This window comes from Polaribacter sp. L3A8 (genome assembly GCF_009796785.1).
In the GTDB taxonomy this organism is placed as follows: Bacteria; Bacteroidota; Bacteroidia; order Flavobacteriales; family Flavobacteriaceae; genus Polaribacter.
The window spans coordinates 3973168-3997850 of record NZ_CP047026.1 but is presented as its reverse complement, the minus strand read 5'-3'; the positions used below and the strand labels follow the sequence as shown (position 1 = coordinate 3997850).

Genomic DNA, 24683 nt, shown 5'->3' with positions numbered 1-24683 from the left:
ATTAATCTATTTCTTCAAAATCGACATATTCTCCAACAGAGTTTTTACTTTGTTGCTGCCCACCTGGTTTTTTGTCTATTACGGTTTCTCCTTCAGAAACCGTACTTTTTTGTTCTTGTTGCGCTCCTCCATATTGCTGTTCTGCCTTCTTTTGAATTGTTTCCGCAGCTTTTTTAATTAAAAAAGGCGCAAATAATTTTGCTAAAAACTTAAAAGCATAATAAAAAAGAACAATAAAAAAAATTGTTTTTAATAATCCCATTCAAATATATATTTATAAAAAAATCAATCAAAAATAACAATTTGAATACAATTGCAGCGTTTAGAAACTATAAAACTTTCTTAAACTCAAAAAACTAGCGTTTGCTTTTAAAAAATAGCATTTTTAACCTATGTTTGTGTAACAGATAGATACAACTTATAAAATCGTATCCTAATTTATGAAAAAACTTTTTCTACAACTTTCTATTGTCTTTATAATACTTGTAAACCACTCCCTACAAGCACAATACACAGACATCATAAACTCTAATAAACCTGGTTTTTCGGAAAGTCCTTATAGTGTTGGTACAGGCGTTTATCAGTTTGAGAGTAATTTTTTCTTTAAAAACACGAGTATAGAACCTCTTTTTTCGAGACCACAAGCTTATGGTGCAGATTTACTTTTTAGAACTGGTTTTTTTCTTGAAAAACTAGAATTAAATGCGCAAGTAACCTATCAAAAAGATAAAGTAGCTTTTAAAAACATATTTACGTCTCATTATTTTACTTCTGGTTTTAGTAAATTTACCATTGGTGCAAAGTATTTATTGTTTCAACCAGAATACACCGATAAGACAAAAGAAATTAGAAGTTGGAGAAGACGAAATGCGTATGACAAAAAAAGGTTAATACCCTCGGTTGCTCTTTATTTAGGTGTAAATACAGATGTTGTAAGTAAAGATTATAAAGCAGAAAGTGTATCGCCTAAATTAGGCATACTCCTACAACAAAATCTTACCAACGAGTTTAATATTATTTATAATGTGTATTATGATAAAATGGGAACAGATTTTTCTGAATTCTCATACATCATTACTGCTACCCAAAACTTTAACTACAATTGGTCTGGTTTTGTAGAGCATCAAGCAACCTATTTAAATAATCAAAATAATTTAAATTTAGGTGCTGGTTTAGCCTATCTATTCCATCAAGATTTACAAATTAACACCTCAGCCAGATATATTAAAGAAGGAAAAGCTCAAGGTTTTTATGGAGGTTTCGGAATTTCTTATAGAATTGACTCACATCACGATGCATATACAGATTTAGATGAAAACGGAAAACAACTAAAAAGCACTCCAATAAGTAGATACGATAAAAAACAAAATAGTTTCTTTAATAGAATTTTTAATGTTTTTAAGAAAAAAGATAAAAAGAAAACAATTAAAAAAAGAAGTAGGAAAAGAAGTAGAGAAAGTACTTCTACAAAAGAAAAGAAAGGTGGTTTTTTAGGAATCTTTGGTAAGAAAAAGAAAAAAGAAGAAACAGATATAGAAAAACTAGAACGAGAAATTAAAGAGCTAGAAAAAGAAGTTGAAAAAGGAGATGACTAAAATAACAATTAGAAATACTATTTTTGTAATATGATTACAATTAAAAAAATGACAACGAAAAAGGAAATGAAACAATTTGTTACATTTCCTTTTTCGTTATATAAAGATAATAAGTATTGGGTACCGCCTATAATTAAAGATGAAGTTGACAATTTTGACCCAACAAAAAACCCTGTTTTCGAAAATGCTGATGCACAGTTTTTTGTAGCTCTTAGAGATGGCAAAATTGTTGGTAGAGTTATTGCAATTATTAATTGGTTTGAGGTTGAAAAGCAACAAATTAAAAAAATGCGTTTTGGCTGGTTTGATGTTATTGATGACATTGAAGTAAGTAAAGCTTTACTAAATAAGGTAAAAGAAATTGGCCTTGAAAATAAATTAGAATATATAGAAGGCCCTATTGGTTTTAACAACCTAGACAAAACAGGTGTTTTAGTAGAAGGTTTTGATCATATAGGCACCATGATTACTTGGTACAATCACCCATATTACAAAGAGCATTTAGAACAATTAGGCTTTGTAAAAGAGAAAGAATATTTAGAGAATAAGTTTAAGTTTAAAAATGTTGATGGTGTTTATTTTGATCGAGTAAGTAACATTATAAAAAGACGTTTTAAATTAAAAGCTTTAGATTTTACAAAGACAAAAGACATTATGCCTTATGTAGATGAAATGTTTGAAGTTTTTAGCGCTTCTTACGCTAAGCTATCTTCTTTTGTACCTATTTCTGATGCTCAAATTGCTTTTTTTAAAAAGAAATACATCAGTTTTATCAACCCAGAATATATAAAGTTTGTGGTTGATGAAAACAATAAATTAGTTGCCTTTGCTATTGTGATGCCTTCTTTTTCTGAAGCTTTACAAAAAACAAAAGGAAAGTTATTTCCTTTTGGGTTGTTCCATTTATTGCATGCCAGAAAACATGCTAAAGACGTTACTTTTTACTTAATTGGTGTGCATCCAGATTACCAAAATAAAGGTGTACATGCTATTATTTTTGATCAATACACCAAAACTTTTGCGCCTCTAGGTATCGATAATTGTATTAGAACTCCTGAGTTAGAAGACAATGAAGCTATTAAAAAATTATGGGAAAACTTTGATCCTGTAACTCATAAAAGACGTAGAACGTATCGAAAGAATATTCAGTAGGCAGTAAGCAGTAAGCAGTAAGCAGTAAGCAGTAAGCAGTAAGCAGTAAGCAGTAAGCAGTAAGCAAAAATAAAAAAAAATCTAACGAATGTCATTTCGAAATGAGCTTTTTTAAGCGATTGAGAAATCTCAACTTTATGGCTTTGAACATTTTTCAACTTTATAACTTTGCAACTTTAAAACTAATTAAAAATCATGCAATTATTTTATAATTCAGAAATTTCTACAGACACCACACAAATTACTTTCGATAAAATTGAGAGTAAACATATTGTCCGCGTTTTACGTAAAACAGTTAATGATGTTCTTAAAATAACAAACGGAAAAGGCTATTTGTTTGATGTGAAAATTATAATTGCCAGCGATAAAAAGTGTCTTGCAGAAGTTATTTGCTTTGAAGAAAAACCAAAACCATGGAATTATTACTTGCATATTGCCATTGCGCCAACAAAACTAAACGACAGAATAGAATGGTTTTTAGAGAAAGCGACAGAAATTGGTATTGATGAAATTACACCAATTATTTGTGCTAATTCAGAACGTAGAGTTGTAAAACTAGAACGTTTCGAAAAAATTATTCAATCTGCCATGAAACAGTCTTTAAAATTTACATTACCAAAACTAAATGCGCCTGTAAAATTAGCCGATTTTATAAAACAAGATTTTGAAGAACCAATTTGTATTGCTCACTGTGAAGATCAAGAAAAAACTTTATTACAGTCTGTTGTAAAACCATCAGAAAAAACAACCATTTTAATTGGTCCTGAAGGTGATTTTTCTCCGGATGAAATAAAAAAATGTTTGGCAAAAAATATGATTCCGATTTCTTTAGGAGAAAGTAGATTGCGCACAGAAACGGCAGCTTTGGTGGCTGTAAATACAGTTTCGTTTATCAATCAGTAATTTTTACTATATTGCTTTCAATTCTTACCAACATAATTAATGAAGCAACCTTTATTTCTAATATTTCTATTTCTATATTTTTCTATTAACGCACAAGACGTTGCCATTCTTAAATACAATGGTGGTGGAGATTGGTATGCAAACCCAACTGCAGTACCTAACTTAATAGCATTTGCAAACGCAAATATTGGTACTCATATTTCTAAAACCCCAGAGTCCGTATCTATTGACAGCGAAGATATTTTTAACTTCCCAATCTTATTTATGACAGGTCATGGAAATATCTTATTTTCTGATGACGACGCTAACAACCTTAGAAATTATTTAATTTCTGGCGGATTTTTACATATTTCAGACAATTATGGTTTGGATAAATACATCCGAAGAGAATTGAAAAAAGTATTTCCGAATTTAGAATTGAAAGAAATACCAAACAATCATCCTATTTATAATCAAACGTTTAAATTTCCAAACGGAATTCCGAAAATTCATGAACATGATAAAAAAGTGCCGCAAGGCTTTGGATTGTTTTACGAAGGACAATTGGTTCTATTTTACGATTATGAAACCGATTTAAGTGATGGATGGGAAGATGAAATTGTACATAACGACCCTAAAAATATTCGTGAAAAATCTTTAAAAATGGGAGCGAATATTATTGAGTTTACTTTTAAAAACTAATATTATTTGCAGTTAGCTGTAATTCAAGTTGAGATACATATGAAAAAACGCATATTCCTTTTATTATTAGTAATTATTTCAATTTTGGTTTACAACTACTATAATGAAGATACAACAGAATTGAAAATAGCTCAAAACAATTCAAGTGACGAATATTTAGAATTGGAAATAGGAAAAATGCGTTATAAGGTTTATGGTAACGAAAATCAGAATACTTTAGTTTTAATACACGGATTTAATGGCTATATGGAATGTTGGAATCCAAATATAAATTCGCTTGTAGAAGCAGGTTATAAAGTTGTGCTATATGATTTATGGGGAAGAGGACTTTCTGATAGACCAAGAGTAGATTTAAAAATTGAAGTTTTTAGAACTCAATTAAACGACTTAATTGAATTTATAGATTCGGACAAAGTTAGTTTAATAGGTTCATCTTTTGGTTGCGTAATTGCATCTGACTACACTCTGAATTATCCGAATCAAGTTGAGAAATTAATCTTTATTGGACCAGCTGGTTGGCCATCTGACCAAAATACGCCTTCAAGTCTGATTAAAGTGCCCATTTTATCGCAAACAGTTTTTCACTATTTTGGACAAAATATAATAAAACCAAAAGTTGAGGATTACCTTTACGATAAAAAAAATCATAATTGGGCTGTTGAATATTGGGAAAAGTATGCAAGTTATGATGGCTATTCTCGTTCTGCCTTATCAGCTTTACAACATTCACCTGTTATAGATAATTTAGAGGGTTGGAAAAAACTTGGAAAACAAGAAAAGTCAATTTTATTTATTTGGGGCAAAAATGATGTTAGTTTTCCTTATTCAAATGCAGAAAAGGCTAAAAAATTAATTCCAAATTCAAAAGTTATCGGAATTAAAAATTCAGCACATTGGGTAAATATCGAAAAACCTGAATTAGTTAATAACGCAATGATATCATACCTGAATGAATAAGAACTACAGCTAACACCGTGTAGTAAAAATTGCTAAATTAGTACTTAACAAAACTAGTCGCATTTTTGTAAACGTCCATTTTCCTTCGGAAAATAACCGTTCATTTTAAACGCAACTTTCGATACACAAATACGTAAGCAATAAATAATAATAAATTTTTTAGACTCTCAACTAATTAAAAACCATGCAAAACAACATAGACATAGACGATATTAAAATAAATTTTGATGAGAGTGGTTTATGGGTTTTAAACATAGCTATTGCCATTATTATGTTTGGCGTTGCTTTGGGTATTTCAATAGAAGACTTTAAAAGGCTTTTTAAAAATCCTAAAATCGTTTTTGTAGGTGTTTTATCGCAATTTATATTATTACCTGCATTTACTTTTTTAGCAATTTTATTGATAAAACCTCATCCTAGTTTTGCCCTTGGAATGATGATGATTGCCGCCTGCCCTGGTGGAAATGTATCTAATTTTTTTAGTAAAATGGCTGGTGGAAATGCAGCTCTATCTGTTAGTTTAACTGCCTTTGCAACCTTAATTTGTATTGTAATGACTCCGTTTAACCTTCAATTTTGGGGAAGTTTATACGAACCGACAAATCAAATTTTAAAAACAGTTTCTTTAAACCCGTTTGATTTATTTAAACTTGTTTCTCTAATATTAGGAATTCCTTTACTTCTTGGAATGCTTATTAAACATTACCATGCTAAAATGGCTGGTAAGATAGAAAAGGTTTTAAAACCGCTGTCTATGTTGGTTTTTATTGCGCTAATTTTTATTGCTTTTTCTCAAAATTTAGATGTTTTTGTAAATCATATTCATCATGTATTGTTCTTGGTGATTTTTCACAATATATTTGCCTATATCTTAGGTTTCTATACCGCAAAAAGTTTTAAACTGAAATCTAAAGATTGTAAAACAATTGCAATGGAAACAGGAATACAAAATGGAGGCTTAGGTTTATTGCTTATTTTTGGTTTCTTTGAAGGCTTAGGAGGCATGGCTTTATTAGCTGCTTTTTGGGGAATTTGGGATGTTTTTTCTGGCATGGCATTGGCTACTTATTGGGGTAGAAAATCATCTCTAAAATAATTATAAAATATATGGAAGTTTCACAGATTTGGTTTAGATTGGTTCGTTTTTATGTACAACTAGGCCTCTTTTTTTACACAAAAAAAATAAAGATAGTTGGTCTTAAAAATGTTCCTAAAAAAGGCGCTGTCCTTTTTGCGGTAAACCATCCTAACGGATTGATAGATCCGTTAATTGTAACTACTAATAATCCTAGAGCAAGTTATTTTTTAGTAAAAGCTGCTGCTTTTAAAAATTCTATTATAGAAAAAATTCTTAATTCTTTAAATCTTATTCCTATTTATAGAATGAGAGACGGAATTGATCAATTAGCAAAAAACGAAGAAGTTTTTAATAAATGTTACAGCATTTTTAATAGAGGTAAATCCTTAATGATTTTCCCGGAAGGAAGTGATTGTAGAGATAGAACTGTAAGACCTTTAAGCAAAGGGTTTACAAGAATTGTATATGGTGCTATTGAAAAATACCCCGATTTACAAATACAAGTTGTACCTGTTGGTCTTACTTATCAAAATGCTTCTCAGTTTCCTAGTAAAGTAGCTTTGCATTACGGAACACCGATTGATGCGAGTAAAATTTACGCAAATAACATACTAAGTAAATCTATAAACATTTTAAAAAATGAAGTAGATGCTCAATTAAAAAATTTATCTGTACATATAAAAAAGGATGAAAACTATGATACTGTTTTAACAAAATTAAATGAGGCTCAAGTAGATTTTACAGAAGTTAAAAAAGTACAAGAAATGATAAAAACAAATACATTTCCGCCTAAAAAGGAAGGTTCTAAAAATTCTTTAAAACCATTGTATTACTTAATTGTTTTAAATAGTATTATTCAGTATTTCATTTATAAAAAACAAGCTAAAAAGAATCCTGATATCGATTTTATAGATACGTTTAGGTTTACTTTTAATCTGTTTATTTTACCGCTATTTTATGTATTACAAGCTTTTATTGTATCCTATTTCTTTGGTAATAAAATGGGGTTATTCTACTTTGCCTTTAGCCTTTTAATTATATTTATATATAGCAAATTATCGCCAACAAATACAGAAGCTAGTTCTTAAAAAAACAAACCATTCAAACAGGTTTAGCCCTGATTGAACGGTTTTTGTTTGAGCTCTTTTTTATCCCTTTTTAGGATAAAAAAAGCGAGTAGTGAAAGCAGGAAATAGCTACTAATCTATAATAGCATCTTGAATAACTTGCTGAATTTCGGTACGCATATTACTTCTTACCAAACTCATGTTTGCCGCCGTAGGATACACTCTGTTAGACAAAAACACGTACACAATTCCACTTTTGGGATCTGCCCAAGTATAGGTACCTGTAAAACCAGAATGCCCAAAACTCTCATCGGAAACACAACCACAAGTGGCTTTTACTTTAGGGTTTAACTGTGGTTTATCGAAACCTAAACCTCTACGTACTTGTTGATCAGAAAAATAACGGTGGTTAAATTTATCTACAGTTTCGGTTTTTAAATAACGTTTGCCACCATAAAATCCTTTCTGCAAATACATTTGCATAATTTTAGCAACATCGTTTGCATTGGCAAATAAACCTGCATGACCTCCTACTCCGCCCAACATTGCTGCACCCATATCATGCACATAACCTTGCACTAATTGGTTGCGGTAATAGTCGTCTTTTTCGGTGGGTATAATTTCGTTTTTAGCAAACTTTTGCAACGGTAAATAACTAGTTCTGTTTGCGCCTAAAGATTGGTAAAATTCTTCATCTACTAATGTATTTAATGGTTTTTGGTAGGTGTTTTCTATAGCTTCTTTAAATAAATAATATCCTAAATCGCTATATTTATAACCTGGTCTTTCTCTTTGGTCTGCATCTCTTATAAATTTATAAATACTGTCTTTGTAACTCTTGTTTATATATAAGTTTTGTGCCACTTTTATTCCAAATTTTTTAGACCGAACTTTACCATAAAAAATTGGAGAATTTTTATGTGTTACACTATCTTGCGTAGCTACATAAAAAGGAATCCATGCTTTTAAACGACCATAATGCGATAGTATTTCTCTTACAGAAACAGCTGCTTTATTAGACCCTTTAAAACTTGGTAAAAGCTCTTGTACTTTTTCGTTTAAAGATATTTTTTGCTCTTCTTCTGCTTTCATTATTAAAGGTAATGACGCTAAAATTTTAGTAAGCGAAGCCAAATCATACACATCAGAATTTTTTACTTTATGTGTCTTTTTATCTGTATGATACCCATAACTTTTATCTAAAACAATTTTACCATTTCTTGCGACCAAAACCTGAAAACCTGGTGCCATTTTTTTCTTTAATATAATATTAGCTAAAGAATCTATTTCTTTTAATTTTTTGGAGGATAAATTAGCAGCTTCTGGCAACGTATACTCAAATCTACCAAGGTTAGATGTGGTAAAACCTCTACCTTCAAAAAAATCGGTTTTAATGGTTACCGGTAATTTTCCTTTGGCACCAAAAGCTCCAAAAATAAGTTGTGCAGATAATTCTTGCCCTAATTTACTATTCTGATAAGAAACAATAAGCCCTTCTATATTGGTAAATGATTTTACTTGTAGCAAACTATACGGACTTGCAAAAACATCTAAAATTACATTTTTTTCACGTGCAATTTCTTGCAACCAAACCAATTCTTTGTCTTTAAACTTATAACTTTTCCAAGGGTTTGCATTCGATTTATGATAACCGATAATTACCAAGTTATAAGGTTTTAATTTTTTTATAAGTCCGTCTAAATTTTTATCAGAAACCACATCTACTTTACCGTAGTTTTGCAGCATGTTCACAAAATCAGAACTAGAATCATCTCCTAATTTTACATAAGCAATTTTTCTGTTTTCTAAATTTCTAACAGGTATATTTCCGTTTACGTTTTTAAGAACCGTCAAAGAATTTTTAACCAATTCTCTGTGCAACAATTCATCGTCTATAGAATTTAAATAGGCATCTAGATTTTCTAATTGCACAGGTTTGTAATTGTTTAAACCTGCCCAATATTTTGCTTTTAATATTTTACGAACAGAATGATCTATACGTTCTTCTGTAAGCGTTTTTAACTCAATTGCTTTTTTAATTAAATTTACAGTAGCAAGAATTTCTTGCGGAATTAACAATAAATCATTACCTGCCTGAATTGCTGCTAAATTAATTTCTGCTGATGTTGCATAATTTGCAGCGCCTTTCATGTTTAAACCATCCGTAATTACCAAACCTAAAAAGCCTAGTTTTTGTTGTAATAAATCTGTAACTACCTTTTTAGACAAAGAAGTAGGCAATCTGTTATCTGGCTCTAAACTAGGTACACTTAAATGCGCAGTCATCACACTTGTTATACCAGCATCAAATATTTTTTTATACGGATAAAGTTCTATATCATTTAAACGAGCCAAATCAAAATTTAAAACAGGCAATGTTTGGTGAGAATCTGTTGCGGTATCTCCATGACCAGGAAAATGTTTGGCACTTGCTAAAACCCCCATACTTTGTATTCCTTGAGTAAATGCAATTGCTTTTTCTGTAACATTATCTTTGTTTTCACCAAAAGAACGATTACCAATAATAGGGTTATCTGGGTTTGTATTAATATCTACAACCGGTGCAAAGTTTAAATGAATCCCCAAACGCTTGCAATGTTTTCCTAAATGCACTCCAAATTCTTTAATCAAAGAATCATTTTTAATGGCCCCTAAAGTCATATTCCAAGGAAAACGATACGTATTTTTTAAACGCATATCTAAGCCCCACTCACCATCAAAACCAATTAATAAAGGCACCTTTGCAGAATCTTGATATTTATTAGTAAGTGCCGCTTGCTTATCTGGCGTTCCTTGCATAAAAATTAAATTACCCACATGATATTTTTTAATCATATTTGTAATGTAATCTTCGTGTTTTTTATCCTTATTAGAATAGGCTTGTATCATAAATAACTGACCTATTTTTTCATCTAAAGTCATATTTTTTAGAATACTATCTATCCAAACATCTTGTGCTTCGCTATCTTTTGTAATTAAAGGATCTACACTCTGTGCAGATATATTAAAAACAAAACCTATAAAAAGGATAATCAGTAACTCTTTCTTCATCTTATTTTCGAACATATTTTTTGGGCGTTTAAACAGGCTTTCGCTACTCGCTTTTTTTAGGTTTGTTCTCGATACAATTCTGCAAAAAAGCAGAATCACTCGAACCGACACCTAAAAAAGAGCTCAAACAAACCGCTCAATCCTTAACGCAACTTATTTAGTAACCTCAGTTATAACTTAAAAATCAATAGTTATACCAAAAAGCGTTTGTGCCAACTTTCTTTTGCAGGAATCTCCCAATTGTTTTCAAAATCTGCCTTGGTATTTACCATATTGTTAAACACAATAGTATCTGAAGTTACTTTTTGTTCTTTGGCAAACCTCTGAAAATCTGATAATTTTACTAAGTTAATATTGTCATTATCTTTAAACGTAATGTTCATTTTGTCCATTAAATCTAATTTTAATTCGTTTTCTAGTTCTTTAATAAAACGAACAGAACTATCAATAGAACAACCAGACACATTATTAAAACTCTCATCTACTGCCAACACTAAAAACTGATTGTATTTTATAGTAAAAGAACCTTTTAAATCGTCTCCATGACGCGTCCATTGGTTAATAAAGTCTTCTGCTTTATCCGAAATAAAGTTTATTTCATTCTCTGTAAACTCTCTATCTGCTTGGTAAATCCAAACGCGAGAATTATTTGGTAAATTTTTATATTCTGTAAACATAATTTTTTAGATTATAAGATATTTGTATTATTGGCTTCTTAGATTTCTCAATCGTCTAAAAAGACTCATTTCGAAATGACAAAAACCTTTAAAAACCTATCTTAAATTAAACTTCTGTTGCAAAGCCTTTAGCTTTTCTGCATCAGACATTTTCTTTTTTGGAGCAGTCATTCTTTGTTTAATTTCATTTAACACCTTTTTAGTGTATAAAGGAAAATCTGCATTCTGCATCCAATTATTATAACCTGGGTTTTCTTTAAACACTTCTTCTACGGTTCTTCCTTTGTATTTTCCGAAAGAAAATATTTCTTGCTTTTTATCATTCATTAGAATAAATCCTGCAAAATCTGCTCGTTCTCCGTGTGTAGAATATTCACTTAAAGCATCCACAGAATTTTCTATATCTTCATACTTATCTAATTGTGCTAACAAAATCTCGTAAGTTGCGTTGGTGTCTGCTTCTGCTCCATGCGCTCCTTCTAATTCTTTACCACAATAAAATTGGTAACCAGCACTTAACGTTCTTTGTTCTTTTTTATGAAAAATAACTTGTACATCAATCGCTTTTCTATTTTTCATGTCAAAATCAATTCCTGCACGCATTAATTCTTCTGCTAGTAAAGGAATGTCAAATCGGTTAGAGTTAAAACCTGCCAAATCAGCATCTGCAATCATCTCATTAATCTTAGAAGCTAATTCTTTAAAAGTTGGTTCTGTAGCTACTTTTTCGTTTGTAATTCCATGTACATCTATAGATCCTTGTGGAATTTCCATTTCTGGATTTACCAACCACGTTTTACTTTCTTTATTTCCGTTTGGAAACACTTTTAAAATTGCTATTTCTACAATTTTATCCGTTGCTATATTTATACCTGTTGTTTCTAAATCGAAAAATACGATTGGTTTTGTTAAATTTAAATTCATTCTTCTAGTTCTTATTCTTTTTAGATTATAAAGCTTTTAAAGTTGAAAATTCTGTTACCAAAACGTTACAACTTTTAAACGTTCTACTTTATAACTATTATTTATTCGTTATTTAATTGTTTTTTAAATTCGGCTACCTGACCCTGTATTTTTGCAGGAAGTGAAGGCTCTTTAAAATTATATTTTTCTAATTCTTCTAATACAATATCTGCTAAAATAAATCTTGCTGTTGGTTTATCATCCGCAGGAATTACAAACCAAGGCGCATTTTCTTTAGAAGTTCTATTTAATAAATCTTGATAACAAAACTGATACTTGTCCCAAAGTTTACGTTCTTTTAAATCTCCTGCAGAAAACTTCCAATTCTTTGCTGGCAAATTTAACCTACGCAACAACCTATTTTTTTGCTCTCCTTTAGATAAGTTTAAAAAGAATTTTAAGACAATTGTTCCACTATCAACAATATGTTTTTCAAAAGCATTGATTCTATCCATTCTATTATGGAAAAAATCATCATTTATATCTTCTAAAGTATTTATGGTGGGTAAATTTTCGCCAAACACATATTCTGGATGCACTCTTGTTACCAACACATTCTCATAATGTGTTCTATTAAAAACGCCAATTTTCCCTTTTGCAGGTAGCGCAATATAATGCCTCCATAAAAAATCGTGCTTTAATTCTAACTCCGTAGGCACTTTAAAACTATGAACCTCTACTCCACGCGCATTTACATCTTTAAAAACCTCTCTAATTAAGCTGTCTTTACCAGAAGTATCCATTCCTTGCAAGCAAATTAGCATACTATATTTGCCCTCTGCATACATGGTATCCTGAATTTTACTTAGCTTTTTTCTTATTTTTTTAAGCTTTTTATCTGCCTTTTCAACTACTTCTTTTGTATTAAAATCAGCAAGTTGAATGTTATTTTTTACTTTGTATTTACCTTTGTCTAGCATCCTTTTAAATATTTTTTAAAGATAGATAAAATCATGATTTCACCTCCAATTTTTACCGCATTTTCTAATAATTATATTCACAATCTAGTCTTTGTTTAAATTTAAAAAAAATAAAATATTTAAATCATAATTTTAGCATAAAGTTATTTATTTATTAACCTTTAAAATTTGTTATTTTTGCCACATGGTAAAAGAAATTCAACTTCGAGTAAATTTAATAGAAGAACGTAAAGAAAACATTCTTTTATACAAAGCTTCTAAACAATTAAGCCTTGATAAAAGTGAAATTTCTGCCGTAAAAGTACTCCGTAAATCTATAGATGCTCGTAAAAAAGACATCATTTTTAATTACAAAGTGGCTGTCTATATCAATGAAAAAGTACCAGAAAAATCTGATTATATTTTTGAGTACAAAGACGTTTCTAATGCCAAAGAAATACATATTATTGGTTTTGGTCCTGCAGGAATGTATGCAGCTTTACGTTGTATAGAATTAGGTTACAAACCTATTGTTTTAGAACGTGGTAAAAATGTACAAGATAGAAGACGAGATTTAAAAGCGATTAATCAAGATCATTTTGTAAATGAAGATTCTAATTATTGTTTTGGAGAAGGTGGTGCAGGTACGTATTCTGATGGTAAACTATATACCCGTTCTTTAAAACGTGGTGACGTTCGTAGAATTTTTGAAAACCTAGTCTATCACGGAGCAACAGAGCAAATTTTGGTAGATGCACATCCTCATATCGGAACCAATAAATTACCTAAGATTATAGAAAATATTCGTGATAATATTATAAAATACGGAGGCGAAATTCATTTTGAAACTCGTGTTACAGATTTTACGATAAAAAATAATAAACTACAAGCAATTCAATTAAAGAATGGAACAGAAATGGCTGTTAACTCGGTTATTTTGGCAACAGGTCATTCTGCAAGAGATATTTATGAATTGCTACATAAAAAAGAAATTGCATTAAAAGCAAAGTCATTTGCTATGGGCGTTCGTGTAGAGCATCCACAAGAAATTATAGACCAGATTCAATATCATTGTGCTGGCGAAAGAGATGAATTGTTACCTGCTGCTGCGTATAGTTTGGTGCATCAAGTAAATAACAGAGGTGTGTATTCTTTTTGTATGTGTCCTGGGGGGTTTATTGTACCAGCAGCCACAGCAAACGGAGAAGTTGTTGTAAACGGAATGTCGCCTTCTCGTAGAAATAACCGATTTGCAAATTCTGGAATTGTTGTTGAATTAGATATTGATAAAGATTTTAAAAAATACGAAGAATTTGGAGCGCTTAAAGGATTAGAGTTTCAGAAAGATTTAGAAAAAATAGCCTTTTTTGCAGGCGGAAGAACACAAACCGCTCCTGCACAAAGATTGGTAGATTTTGTTGATGGTAGACTTTCTAACGATTTAAATGATTGCTCATATCAACCCGGACTAAAATCTGCGCCTTTGCATTCTTTATTACCAAAAATTATTGGTGGTAGATTGCGAAAAGGTTTTGCTGCATTCGGACAAAAAATGCATGGTTATTATACCAATGAAGCTAATATTATTGGTGTAGAATCTAGAACTTCATCACCCGTAAACATCCCTAGAAAAGAAAATTTAGAACATACAGAAATAGAAGGTTTGTTTCCTTGTGGCGAAGGTGGTGGTTATGCAGGCGGAATTGTTTCTGCTGCAATGGACGGAGAACGTTGTGCAGAAGCGGCAATTGCAAAATTTTAAAACTTTTTCTTTTTTAATGAATAAGTATCTGTAATTTTACTTCTTAATATATTTTACGAATGAAAATTACAATTGGCAGAATAGACAAAGCTGATTTCCCTGAATTAATTTTAGAAGATATTGATGTGAAAATTGATTCTGGAGCTTATACGTCATCAATTCATTGTTCAAACATTGAAGAAATTACTGTAGATACTGAAAAATTTATTAGATTTACATTATTAGATCCTGAACACCCTTTTTATAACAACAAAGAGTTTTCCACTAAAAAATATGCTTCTAAATTGGTTAAAAGCTCTAATGGTATTTCAGAAGAAAGATTCTTAATAGAAACTGAAATCGTAATTTTTAACAAATCTTTTCCTATTCATTTAACATTAAGTGAACGTAAAGACATGACTTTTCCCGTATTATTGGGAAGAAAATTTTTAAATCATAAATTTTTGATAGATACAACGATGAAAGATTTATCACACAAATTAAAAAACAAAAAGTAATGAGAATTGTAATTCTATCTAGAAATCCAAAATTGTATTCAACTAGAAGATTGGTCGAAGCTGCTGAAAAAAGAGGTCATGAAGTAATGGTTGTAGACCATTTAAAATGTAACATTGAAATTGAAAGAAGATCACCAAAAATATTTTACAAAGGTGAATACATCGAAAATATCGATGCTATTATACCTAGAATTGGAGCTTCTGTAACTTTTTATGGAACCGCAGTTATTCGTCAATTTGAAATGATGAAAGTATTTTCTGCCGTTTCTTCTCAGGCCTTAGTAAAATCTAGAGACAAATTAAGCAGTTTACAAATTTTAGCAAGAGCAGGTGTTGGTTTACCAAAAACGGTTTTTGCTAATTATACTAAAGATGTAGAACATGTAGTAGAATCTGTAGGTGGAGCTCCATTAATTTTAAAATTATTGGAAGGAACACAAGGTTTAGGGGTTGTTTTAGCAGAAACTAAGAACGCTGCAACTTCTGTTTTAGAAGCTTTTAATGGTTTAGGTGCAAGAGTAATTGCGCAAGAATTTATTAAAGAAGCTGGTGGTGCAGATATTAGAGCTTTTGTTGTTGATGGAAAAGTGGTTGGTGCCATGAAACGACAAGGTAAAGAAGGCGAATTCCGTTCTAATTTACATAGAGGTGGTAATGCTACTGTTATAGAATTAACAGACGAAGAAGAAAAAACTGCTTTAAAAGCAACCAAAGCTTTAGGCTTAGGAGTTGCTGGTGTAGATATGTTACAATCCTCTAAAGGACCTTTGGTTTTAGAAGTAAATTCATCTCCCGGTTTAGAAGGTATTGAAGTAGCTACAGGTAAAAATATTGCAAAAGAAATCATTCGTTATTTAGAAATTCATGTCGAATAAGCCTTTTATCCTTTTAGGAAAAGTAATTCCTTTAGGAAAACGCACCGTTTTAGATTTAGAGGTAGCAAAGTTACATACAAGAACTACCGTAAAAGTTCCCATAATTATAGAACGTTCTCAGAACCCTGGGCCTGTTGTTTTATTACTAGCGGGTATACATGGTGACGAAACAAATGGTGTTGGAATTATTAGAGAAATTATCAATTTAAAGATTAATAAACCAAAAAACGGAACCATTATTTGCATTCCTGTTTTTAATATTTTTGGGTATTTAATTCAGACTAGAGAATTTCCTGACGGACGTGATTTAAATAGAATGTTTCCTGGGTCTGCAAGTGGTTCTTTAGCCAGCCAATTTGCCTTTCAATTTACAAAAGAAATTGCTCCGATTGTAGATTATGTTATTGATTTTCATACTGGAGGAGGAGATCGTGATAATATTGCACAGATAAGATGTAGTGAAGAAGATGAAAAAGCGTTAGAATTGGCCAAGGTTTTTAACCCACCAATGATTGTTTTCTCTGAAAACATTAAAAAATCTTTGAGAGATACGTTACATAAAATGGGCAAAACGGTTTTACTTTTTGAAGGAGGAAAAACGAAAGAACTAAACCCTACTATTATTAACGAAGGTGTAAACGGAACTAAAAACGTGTTAATTCGTTTAGGTTTAATTGAAGGAGAAATCACCGTTAGAGCAACACCAATTTTTGTACATAAAGCAAAATGGATAAGAGCCTTAGATTCTGGAATGTTTAAAATTAGAGTTGCAAACGGAAGTTTTGTAAAAAAGAAAGAAGTTTTAGGCGTTATTCAAGATCCTTTTGGTGAATTTAAAAAGAAGGTGTACGCACCATTTGATTGTCATATTTTCTGTATCAATAAAACACCTATTGTAAATAAAGGTGATGCTTTATTTCATGTGAGTATCGAGGAATAATAAGAGTATTCTTCTGCTTAAATTTATAATAGAAAAAACAAGTAATAAACCTTTACTAAAGAAAAAGTTAAAACCATATCATTTTTATTGATATGGTTTCTTATTTTTAAAAAGGCTGTATATTAGAGCAAAAAATTTAATAGATGTTATCCAAATTTCTTCCTAGTATTGTAATTAATAAAATTATAAGAAAAACTACACTCCTTTTTTTATTTATTACCCTGTCAATTTCCGCCCAAACGGATCAAAAAATTTACGATATTATAAATACTATTTCTGCAGATAACATTAAAGCTGATATAAAAACATTAACCGAGTTTGGCACAAGAAATACTTTTTCTGATACAATTTCTACAACTCGAGGTATTGGAGCTGCAAGACGTTGGATAAAATCTGAATTTGATGCAATATCAAATAATTGCAACAATTGTATCAACACTTTTTATCAAAAGGATTTTGTAACTAAAAAAGGAAATAGAAGAGTTCCTCATGATGCTTGGGTGGTTAATGTTGTAGCCATTCAAAAAGGAACAAAATACCCGAACAAGTATATTATTATGAGTGGTGATATCGATTCTAGAGCAAGTGATACAATGGATTTTACAACAGACGCTCCTGGTGCAAATGACAATGCTTCTGGAATGGCAGGTACAATTGAGGCTGCAAGAGTATTAAGTAAATATCAATTTGAAAGCAGTATTGTTTATGTTGGTCTTTCTGGTGAAGAACAAGGCTTGTTTGGTGGAGCAGGTTTGGCAAAATATGCAAAAGAAAATGGTTGGGATATTATTGGAGTTTTAAACAACGATATGATTGGTAATATTACAGGTGTAGATGGTGTTATTGACAATCGTAGTTTTAGAATTTTCTCGGAACCTGTACCTGCAAACGAAACAGAAACCCAACGTAAAATGCGCAGGTTTTATGGTGGTGAAGTAGATGGAATTTCGAGACAGTTGGCTAGATATATTCACAAAAATGTAAAAACCTATATGCCAGAAATGAATCCGATGATGATTTATAGATTGGATAGATTTGGACGTGGAGGACATCACAGGCCTTTTAACGATTTAGGCTTTGCTGGAATTAGAATTATGGAAGCACATGAAAATTATACACAACAACATCAAGACATTAGAACCGAAAACGGTATAAAATACGGAGATACTTTTGAGCATGTAAATTTTGAGTATGCAAAAAAATTAACTGCCGTTAACGCTATAACAATGGCCAATTTAGCGTGGGCTCCAGAAGCTCCAAAAGAAGTAGCTATTGGAGGTATTGTACAAGCATCTGTAAAGTTAAAATGGAATAAAGTTGATGGTGCAAAAGGATATAAAATTTACTGGAGAGATACTACTTCTCCTACTTGGGATCATTCTAGATACGTAGAAACTACCGAGTTTACTTTAGATGGAATTGTAATAGATAATTTCTTTTTTGGTGTTGCTGCTGTTGGCGAAAACGATCATGAAAGTGTAGTTGTTTTTCCAAATAAAATTTGGAGATAGTTCTAAAAATTAAAATTACAAGCAACTAAAATCAGCAATTTCTTTTTCTGTTAAAATAGGATTTGCTCCTTCATTTTGTGCTACTAATGCACCAACTGCACAAGCAAAATCAATTGCTTTTTGTGGTGCTGATCCATTTATTAATTTACTTATTAATGATGCTAAAAAAGAATCTCCAGATCCAACAGTATCTTTTACTTTAATTTTATAACCACTGTTATAATACAACTGATGATCATATAATAAAACAGCACCATGTTCTCCTTTGGTAACACATATATGTGCTGTTTTAGTTTTTTCTGCTATAAAATGGATGTTTTGTTCTAAATTATGAAACGGAGAGCCTAAAAATTCACTTATCTCATACAATTCGTCATCATTAAATTTGATGAAGTTTGCTTTCTGCATTAAATCTACCAATATTTCTTTGGTATAAAAAGGTGCTCTTAAATTCACATCAAAAATAGCATATTTTGCATAATCTAAAAGTTGAAACAACGTGTTTTTAGAAACAGCATCTCTAGTTATTAAACTTCCAAAAACAAAAGCATCAGCTTGTTTTACCAATTCTGATGATTTTGCTGTAAATAGAATTTTATCCCAAGCTTTCGGATGCACAATTTTATAAGTTGCTGCACCTTTTTTGTTTAACGTTACGACAACTTCTCCTGTATTAAAATCTTCTAAAACTTCAACAGCTTCTGTATTTATTTTTAAATCATTGATGTATTTTAAAATTGTTTTACCTAAAACATCATTACCAATAGCACTAATCATGGCAACATCATTGTTAAAAGATTTTAAACGAACGGCAACATTTAAAGGGGCTCCTCCTATTTTTTTATGATTAGGAAAAACATCCCATAAAACTTCACCAAAACATACAATTTTAGACATACTTTAATAAATATTAGTTTCTGATGTTCTTTGATTAATTGAACTTGCAAAAATTGATAACATCCTTTTTGCTATTCCTGTCCAACCAAAATTTCTTCGTGCAAAACGTGCACCTTCTACAGACATTTCGTTTCTTAATTTAGGATACAACAGCGGCATTGCCATCATTGCGCCAAATTCTTTTGGCCTGTGTGGATCTGCAAATAAAGCCTGATTTCCAAAATCAATTAAATCACACAAACCACCATGAACCGTTATTACACTCGGTGTTCCACAAGCCATAGCTTCAATAGCAACCATACCAAAAGGCTCATATCTAGAAGGCATTACAAAAATACTTGCAGATCTGTATACGTTTGCTAAATCTTCATCAGCAATGTAATTTTTCCATTTAATTTTATCCATAACTCCTAGTTCCTTAGCTAATACTTTTAAAGTTTCAATTCCGTCTCTATCTTGCTGAGAATCTCCACCAATAGCAGCTACTAATCTAGCTTCCGGACACAACTCAAAAACAGTAGGTAGTGCATGCAATAACAAATCATACCCCTTATTATGCGCCATCCTGCCCAACGCTAAAATATCGGTTGGTTTGATATCGTATTTTAATCGGATTTTATCATTTTCTTTTGACGGAACTGGGAAAAACCTATTTTCATCAATTCCTGGAGGAATCATGCTACAATTTCTAGATAATACATCATATTGTTGCACTAGTAAATCTACTTGCGGAAGTGTCGTGGCAATCACAAAATTACACATCTGATACACAAAATATTCTTTTCTAATACGTTCTTTAAAACGATAGGTTTTTTCCATTTCTTTCTCGTCCATATCACTTCCCATAGAATGTTGTTTCCACCAACCTAGAGAATGTGGTGTATGCACATGGCAAATACCTAATTCTTCTGCTATTTTTTGTCCTGCCCAACCTGCATCCCAATAATGAGAATACACCACATCATATTTCTTATTTTCTTTTTTTATGGCTGCCAACGTATTGGTTACAAATTTTTTAAGATGATCGTGCATATCTTCTTTCCTTATGAATTTTTTACCTCCAAAAGGAATTCTCCACACATTAAAATTATCATCTACATGGTCATATTCTGGTTGATCTTCAAACTGCCGTGTTACCAAATCTACACGTTTACCTAATCGACTAAATCTATCTGCTAATTCTAATACATAAACTACTTGACCTCCTGTATCTGGTTTTCCTAATTCAGCATTTGCTGCCACATATCCGTGTAAAGAGATCATTAATATTGATTTCATATTTTTAGTTTTTAGTTTTAATTATTTTTAAATCATTACAAGCTGAGATGTATTGGGCTGCAGACCAAGCTTGATATGCTTTCCCCATAGGTTTTCCAGTAGTTCCGTGTGCCCACTCTGTAAACTCCCACGCTTCATTAATCCCTTCTTTATTAATTAGCGCTAATTTGTGTAACTCTGCAATGGCAACATCTTTAAAGCCTAATTTATTTACAAATTTTACCCAAAATCCCCCAACAAAAGGCCAAATACCACCATTGTGATAGTGATTTGGTAAATTCAGCAGATTTACAGTATAATAAGGTTTCCAATCTGGATCTCCAGGACTTACAACAGGATATACATTTGCAACAGGAAAAGGATCATTTACACCAACACCTAACATAAATTTAAAAGTTTGATGTGCTTTTTCTGCATCTATGGTACCATGTAGAAAGGCTAAAACATTTCCTAAAACATCACAACGCCAACTAAAATCAAAAGGTGTTGTTTGCGCTATTAAATAAGACGTATCTCCTAAAGTAAATTGTTTTTCGGCAAAAGAAACCGATTGAAATAATTTTTGCTGAGTAGAAGGCCAAAAATTTTGTACAATCTCTTTTTTTATCACCTGAGACCATCGTATATATTCTCCTGCATCTTCATGATTACCTAACATTTCTAACATTCGCCCGAAACAAACATTAGAACGATACCAAAGAATTTCATCATATAAAATATTATAACTCCTACCAAATAAATCAGTCCAATCTCCTGCTTCAGGAATTTCTAAAAGTGCATCATTATTACTGTCATGAGCGCCTAACCAACGCATGGTTTCTTTTATATCTCCAATATATTTTCTTAAAAACTGAATGTCTTTAGTAACATTTACATATTCGTAAAATGCAATTACCACCCAAATACCGCTATCTATAGAACAAATACCACCAACTCCAGAATAATCTGGTTCACCATCTTTTAATCTTACATTTGCGGGGATTTGTCCATTTCTAGAAATATTTTCTAGCAAAGTTATTAAGGTCTGTCTTTGGCATTGGTGTATATCCTCATCATCTATTAAAGACAGCGAACCAATTACTGTAATGGCACCGTCTCTAGCCCAAACACTATGATAATTTTCATCTGTACCATTCGGAATATTGTCTTTTATAGAACAGGCTGAAAAACCAAGTGGCGTAATATTTTTTCTTAACGCTTCTATTGCTTTTACATAACCTTCTTGAATTAAAGCTATTTTTTCATCATCATCTTCTAAAGCAATATTGTCTAATTCCTTTTTGATAAAGAAATCTTCAGAATGATCAATATTTGTATTTTCAAGGGCTTCTTTTGGTAAGATTTCATAGAAAATTAATCCTTCTATAATACCATCTCCTTTTTCTTTTTCTGTATGATAGACTTTTTTATGTTTTGTATATAGATATAATTCATCATGTGCATTGGCAACTACAATTCCGGAAACATTTTTTAAATCGAACATAGCAGAATCATTACCACTATCACCCCCAACTAAAACCTGATCTGATTTTAAATCTAATCTTCTTAATAGCCATTGTAGTGCGTTTCCTTTATTTGCCCATTTAGGTAAAATATCTAAAAATTTGTTACCAGAATATACCACGTTTACATCCATATCTGCATCTGCAAAATCTTGTGCTATTTCATCTATCAGTTCATTACTAGCATCATGAAAAAAATAACTTCTTTTATATGAGTGTTGAAATTTACTGGGTTGATCACTAATAGGATGTGTTATTTTTTGAATGATATTTTCTACAGCTTCTAAATTCCAACCATCATCTAAAACATCATTGAATTCTTTTTCTACAGCTCCTTTTTTATAATTATAAATATGAGTACCCACACCAGAAATAATATAATCTGGTTTAGGAAGCACTTTTTTATCTATTAAATCTAAAACATCATCAATTAAACGTCCCGTATTATAGGTTAGAATTACATCGTTTTGATCTTGATACTTTTCCCAAGTTTTTTTAAAATTACTTTTATAGGTGTGAAAATCAATTAAGGTATTATCAATATCAAATGATAATAATTTTATTTTATTTTCAATTTTTAAGCTATTTAAGGTCATTTCATTGTGTTTTTAAAAGAGAATCATTAATAACACTGAATTTAATTAAAAATTAAAGAGCAACCAAAAGTTAGGACGAGTATCGTTATTTGTAGTTTAATTTTTATGATTGTGATAATTATGGCTATCATAAAATACTAAATAAGGAATCGTAAAAGAAAATAATTTTATTTTTCCTTCAAAGTTACTTTCAATTATATAAATAAAAAGTCTTTATAAGTGCGCTTTTAAATTGCTTGTAATATTGTATTTCTATACTGAAAACTAGAAACAATATTAATTTGTAAAACAAAAAAACGAGCAAGTTGCTCGTTTTTTTGTTTTACAAATTAATTAAAAAAGACCTAACCGAACACTTGGTGTACCAATTTTAATACTTGTGTTAGTAGTTCTCTTATAATGCCTTCTTTCATTCTTGTAATAACCATTATAATAAAAATTCGCATAATAATGATAGTGTCTACTATGCTCACAATGATTATTACAATGCTCATAATGTTCTGAATAAGCATCTTTTTTTCCTTGCATATAAGCATTATAGGCAACGTGATCTCTTTCTTCTAATCCTTTTTCGTATTCTTTTTGTTCTTTCCAAAACTTCTTTTCATCAGCTTTTGAAGCTGCTTTAAAATCTTGTTCAAACTTAGCATCTTCTTTAGCTCTTACTTTATAATAATTTCTCATTTCTTCTTTAGACATTTTTTCTGAGTCTTGAGCAGAAATGAAACTAGCTGAAATAAATATAATTATTGTAAAAATTGATTTAATTGCTTTCATAATAATAGTTTTAATAGTGAACAGATTGTTATTCTTATTAGTAAAACAACTATAAATCTATTTACCCTACCATAATTATAAAATAATTTTACGCTAGTTCTTTAATCTCTTATCAAAGGCATTGTAGAACAACGTAACAACCCTTCTTGTTTCGCTATCTCCGAATAAGGAACTTCTTCTACTGTAAAACCATTCTGCCTTAACCAAGTATTTAATCTTGTAAAGTTTTTTTCAGAAATAATGACTTCTTCAGATATTGAAAAAACATTACTATTCATACTATACATTTCTTCTTTTGTTATTTCGAAAACATTTTCTTTTCCGAAGTAATTGACTAACCATTCATATTCGCTTTCAACTAAAAAACCATTTTTATGAAGAATTGCTTTGTCTTTTCCTATCGGCTGAAAACAACAATCTAAATGTAACGCATTGTCTTTTGCATCGGTATTTGATTTTCTTAATTCAAAAGATTTGACCTTTTTATGAGGAAATAATTCTTGTAGTGCAATTACTGCATCTATATTTGTGCGTGCCGTAATATAATCTGCATAATCACTTCCAGAATAAGTACCAATAAAAATATAATCATTCCAGGGCATTACATCACCTCCTTCTACATGACACTCTTTAGGTAAAACAACCACCTTATTTGAGTCTATTTGAGTAATTACTTTATCAATGGCTTTATACTCTTTCTCTCTATCTGGAAGAATATTTGCTTCGATAAATATGTCTTCTATAACAAAAGCAATATCTCTTGTAAAAATCTGATTATAATTTTCTATTACGTCTGGTCTAAATACTTTAACATCATATTTTTTTAAAATATTAGCTACGGCTTCTATTTCTAAAACCATTGCAGATTCTTTTGGATATGTACCTGCTAAAACATGCTCTATACTTTTAGGGTCATAGCAATTTTCTACTTTAGGAATACCTCCGTTACTATTTGCTATACCTAAAATTACGGTTCTTAACCTTGATGTTTCGTTTATAATATTAAGTTTTAACATATATAAAGG

22 protein-coding genes are annotated in these 24683 nt (G+C 30.8%); 12 read left to right on the top strand and 10 right to left on the bottom strand.

The window, feature by feature from the left end; translation table 11 throughout:
* Position 1: 1 nt before the first annotated feature.
* Positions 2-262, bottom strand: a complete 261-nt coding sequence (locus GQR92_RS16665) for a DUF4834 family protein (protein ID WP_158841508.1) — start codon at positions 260-262, stop codon at positions 2-4.
* 178 nt (positions 263-440) lie between these two features.
* Here GQR92_RS16665 and GQR92_RS16660 point away from each other — a divergent pair, with 178 nt between their 5' ends.
* The 7 genes from GQR92_RS16660 (at position 441) to GQR92_RS16630 (ending at position 7454) form a co-directional block, all read left to right on the top strand.
* Positions 441-1595 (top strand): transporter, encoded by a 1155-nt coding sequence (locus tag GQR92_RS16660; RefSeq protein WP_158841506.1) that lies wholly within the window; start codon positions 441-443, stop codon positions 1593-1595.
* A gap of 30 nt (positions 1596-1625) precedes the next feature.
* A complete protein-coding gene (locus GQR92_RS16655; RefSeq protein WP_158841504.1) occupies positions 1626-2747 on the top strand; it encodes a GTP cyclohydrolase in 1122 nt (373 codons plus the stop codon).
* A 195-nt stretch (positions 2748-2942) separates the two neighbouring features.
* Positions 2943-3650 (top strand): 16S rRNA (uracil(1498)-N(3))-methyltransferase, encoded by a 708-nt coding sequence (locus GQR92_RS16650; RefSeq protein ID WP_158841502.1) that lies wholly within the window; start codon positions 2943-2945, stop codon positions 3648-3650.
* A gap of 39 nt (positions 3651-3689) precedes the next feature.
* Complete coding sequence (locus GQR92_RS16645) at positions 3690-4331, top strand: DUF4159 domain-containing protein (protein WP_158841500.1); 642 nt, start codon at positions 3690-3692, stop codon at positions 4329-4331.
* Between the two features lie 6 nt (positions 4332-4337).
* Positions 4338-5288 (top strand): alpha/beta fold hydrolase, encoded by a 951-nt coding sequence (locus GQR92_RS16640; RefSeq protein ID WP_158841498.1) that lies wholly within the window; start codon positions 4338-4340, stop codon positions 5286-5288.
* Between the two features lie 184 nt (positions 5289-5472).
* Positions 5473-6384: a bile acid:sodium symporter family protein gene (locus GQR92_RS16635; protein ID WP_158841496.1), complete on the top strand. Its 912-nt coding sequence runs from the start codon at positions 5473-5475 to the stop codon at positions 6382-6384.
* Positions 6385-6395: 11 nt separating this feature from the next.
* Positions 6396-7454, top strand: a complete 1059-nt coding sequence (locus GQR92_RS16630; protein WP_158841494.1) for a 1-acyl-sn-glycerol-3-phosphate acyltransferase — start codon at positions 6396-6398, stop codon at positions 7452-7454.
* Positions 7455-7565: 111 nt separating this feature from the next.
* On the opposite strand, the gene GQR92_RS16625 is transcribed toward GQR92_RS16630, so the two are convergent.
* The 4 genes from GQR92_RS16625 to GQR92_RS16610 all read right to left on the bottom strand — a co-directional run bounded on the left by GQR92_RS16625 (position 7566) and on the right by GQR92_RS16610 (position 13044).
* Positions 7566-10484, bottom strand: coding sequence for a glycoside hydrolase family 3 N-terminal domain-containing protein (locus GQR92_RS16625; RefSeq protein ID WP_158842227.1), 2919 nt, complete (start codon positions 10482-10484; stop codon positions 7566-7568).
* A 191-nt stretch (positions 10485-10675) separates the two neighbouring features.
* Positions 10676-11161 carry an ABC transporter ATPase gene (locus GQR92_RS16620; RefSeq protein WP_158841492.1) on the bottom strand — a complete coding sequence of 162 codons (486 nt, stop codon included), beginning with the start codon at positions 11159-11161 and terminating at the stop codon, positions 10676-10678.
* Between the two features lie 96 nt (positions 11162-11257).
* A complete protein-coding gene (locus GQR92_RS16615; protein ID WP_158841490.1) occupies positions 11258-12085 on the bottom strand; it encodes a 3'-5' exonuclease in 828 nt (275 codons plus the stop codon).
* A 101-nt stretch (positions 12086-12186) separates the two neighbouring features.
* Positions 12187-13044, bottom strand: coding sequence for a PPK2 family polyphosphate kinase (locus GQR92_RS16610; RefSeq protein ID WP_158841488.1), 858 nt, complete (start codon positions 13042-13044; stop codon positions 12187-12189).
* A gap of 184 nt (positions 13045-13228) precedes the next feature.
* Here GQR92_RS16610 and GQR92_RS16605 point away from each other — a divergent pair, with 184 nt between their 5' ends.
* The 5 genes from GQR92_RS16605 to GQR92_RS16585 all read left to right on the top strand — a co-directional run bounded on the left by GQR92_RS16605 (position 13229) and on the right by GQR92_RS16585 (position 18608).
* A complete protein-coding gene (locus GQR92_RS16605; protein ID WP_158841486.1) occupies positions 13229-14785 on the top strand; it encodes an NAD(P)/FAD-dependent oxidoreductase in 1557 nt (518 codons plus the stop codon).
* 59 nt (positions 14786-14844) lie between these two features.
* Positions 14845-15282, top strand: coding sequence for an ATP-dependent zinc protease family protein (locus tag GQR92_RS16600; RefSeq protein WP_158841484.1), 438 nt, complete (start codon positions 14845-14847; stop codon positions 15280-15282).
* Positions 15282-16157, top strand: a complete 876-nt coding sequence (gene rimK, locus GQR92_RS16595) for a 30S ribosomal protein S6--L-glutamate ligase (RefSeq protein ID WP_158841469.1) — start codon at positions 15282-15284, stop codon at positions 16155-16157. The genes GQR92_RS16600 and rimK overlap by 1 nt, the downstream gene beginning before the upstream one ends.
* The gene (locus GQR92_RS16590; protein WP_158841467.1) at positions 16147-17097 is read left to right on the top strand and encodes a succinylglutamate desuccinylase/aspartoacylase family protein; all 951 of its coding nucleotides are present in this window, start codon (positions 16147-16149) and stop codon (positions 17095-17097) included. Before rimK ends, GQR92_RS16590 begins: the two co-directional genes overlap by 11 nt.
* Positions 17098-17240: 143 nt before the next feature.
* Entirely contained in the window at positions 17241-18608 is a 1368-nt protein-coding gene (locus GQR92_RS16585) for a M28 family peptidase (protein ID WP_199269153.1), read from the top strand.
* Positions 18609-18623: 15 nt separating this feature from the next.
* Here GQR92_RS16585 and GQR92_RS16580 read toward each other — a convergent pair whose 3' ends face one another.
* The 5 genes from GQR92_RS16580 to GQR92_RS16560 all read right to left on the bottom strand — a co-directional run bounded on the left by GQR92_RS16580 (position 18624) and on the right by GQR92_RS16560 (position 24674).
* Positions 18624-19505 (bottom strand): carbohydrate kinase family protein, encoded by an 882-nt coding sequence (locus GQR92_RS16580; RefSeq protein ID WP_158841465.1) that lies wholly within the window; start codon positions 19503-19505, stop codon positions 18624-18626.
* 3 nt (positions 19506-19508) lie between these two features.
* Positions 19509-20783: a glycosyltransferase gene (locus GQR92_RS16575; RefSeq protein WP_158841463.1), complete on the bottom strand. Its 1275-nt coding sequence runs from the start codon at positions 20781-20783 to the stop codon at positions 19509-19511.
* Between the two features lie 4 nt (positions 20784-20787).
* Positions 20788-22881: an HAD-IIB family hydrolase gene (locus tag GQR92_RS16570; protein WP_158841461.1), complete on the bottom strand. Its 2094-nt coding sequence runs from the start codon at positions 22879-22881 to the stop codon at positions 20788-20790.
* A gap of 333 nt (positions 22882-23214) precedes the next feature.
* On the bottom strand, positions 23215-23658 hold the full coding sequence (locus GQR92_RS16565; RefSeq protein WP_158841459.1) for a hypothetical protein: 444 nt from the start codon (positions 23656-23658) through the stop codon (positions 23215-23217).
* 101 nt (positions 23659-23759) lie between these two features.
* Positions 23760-24674, bottom strand: a complete 915-nt coding sequence (locus tag GQR92_RS16560; RefSeq protein WP_158841457.1) for a dimethylarginine dimethylaminohydrolase family protein — start codon at positions 24672-24674, stop codon at positions 23760-23762.
* Positions 24675-24683 lie beyond the last annotated feature (9 nt).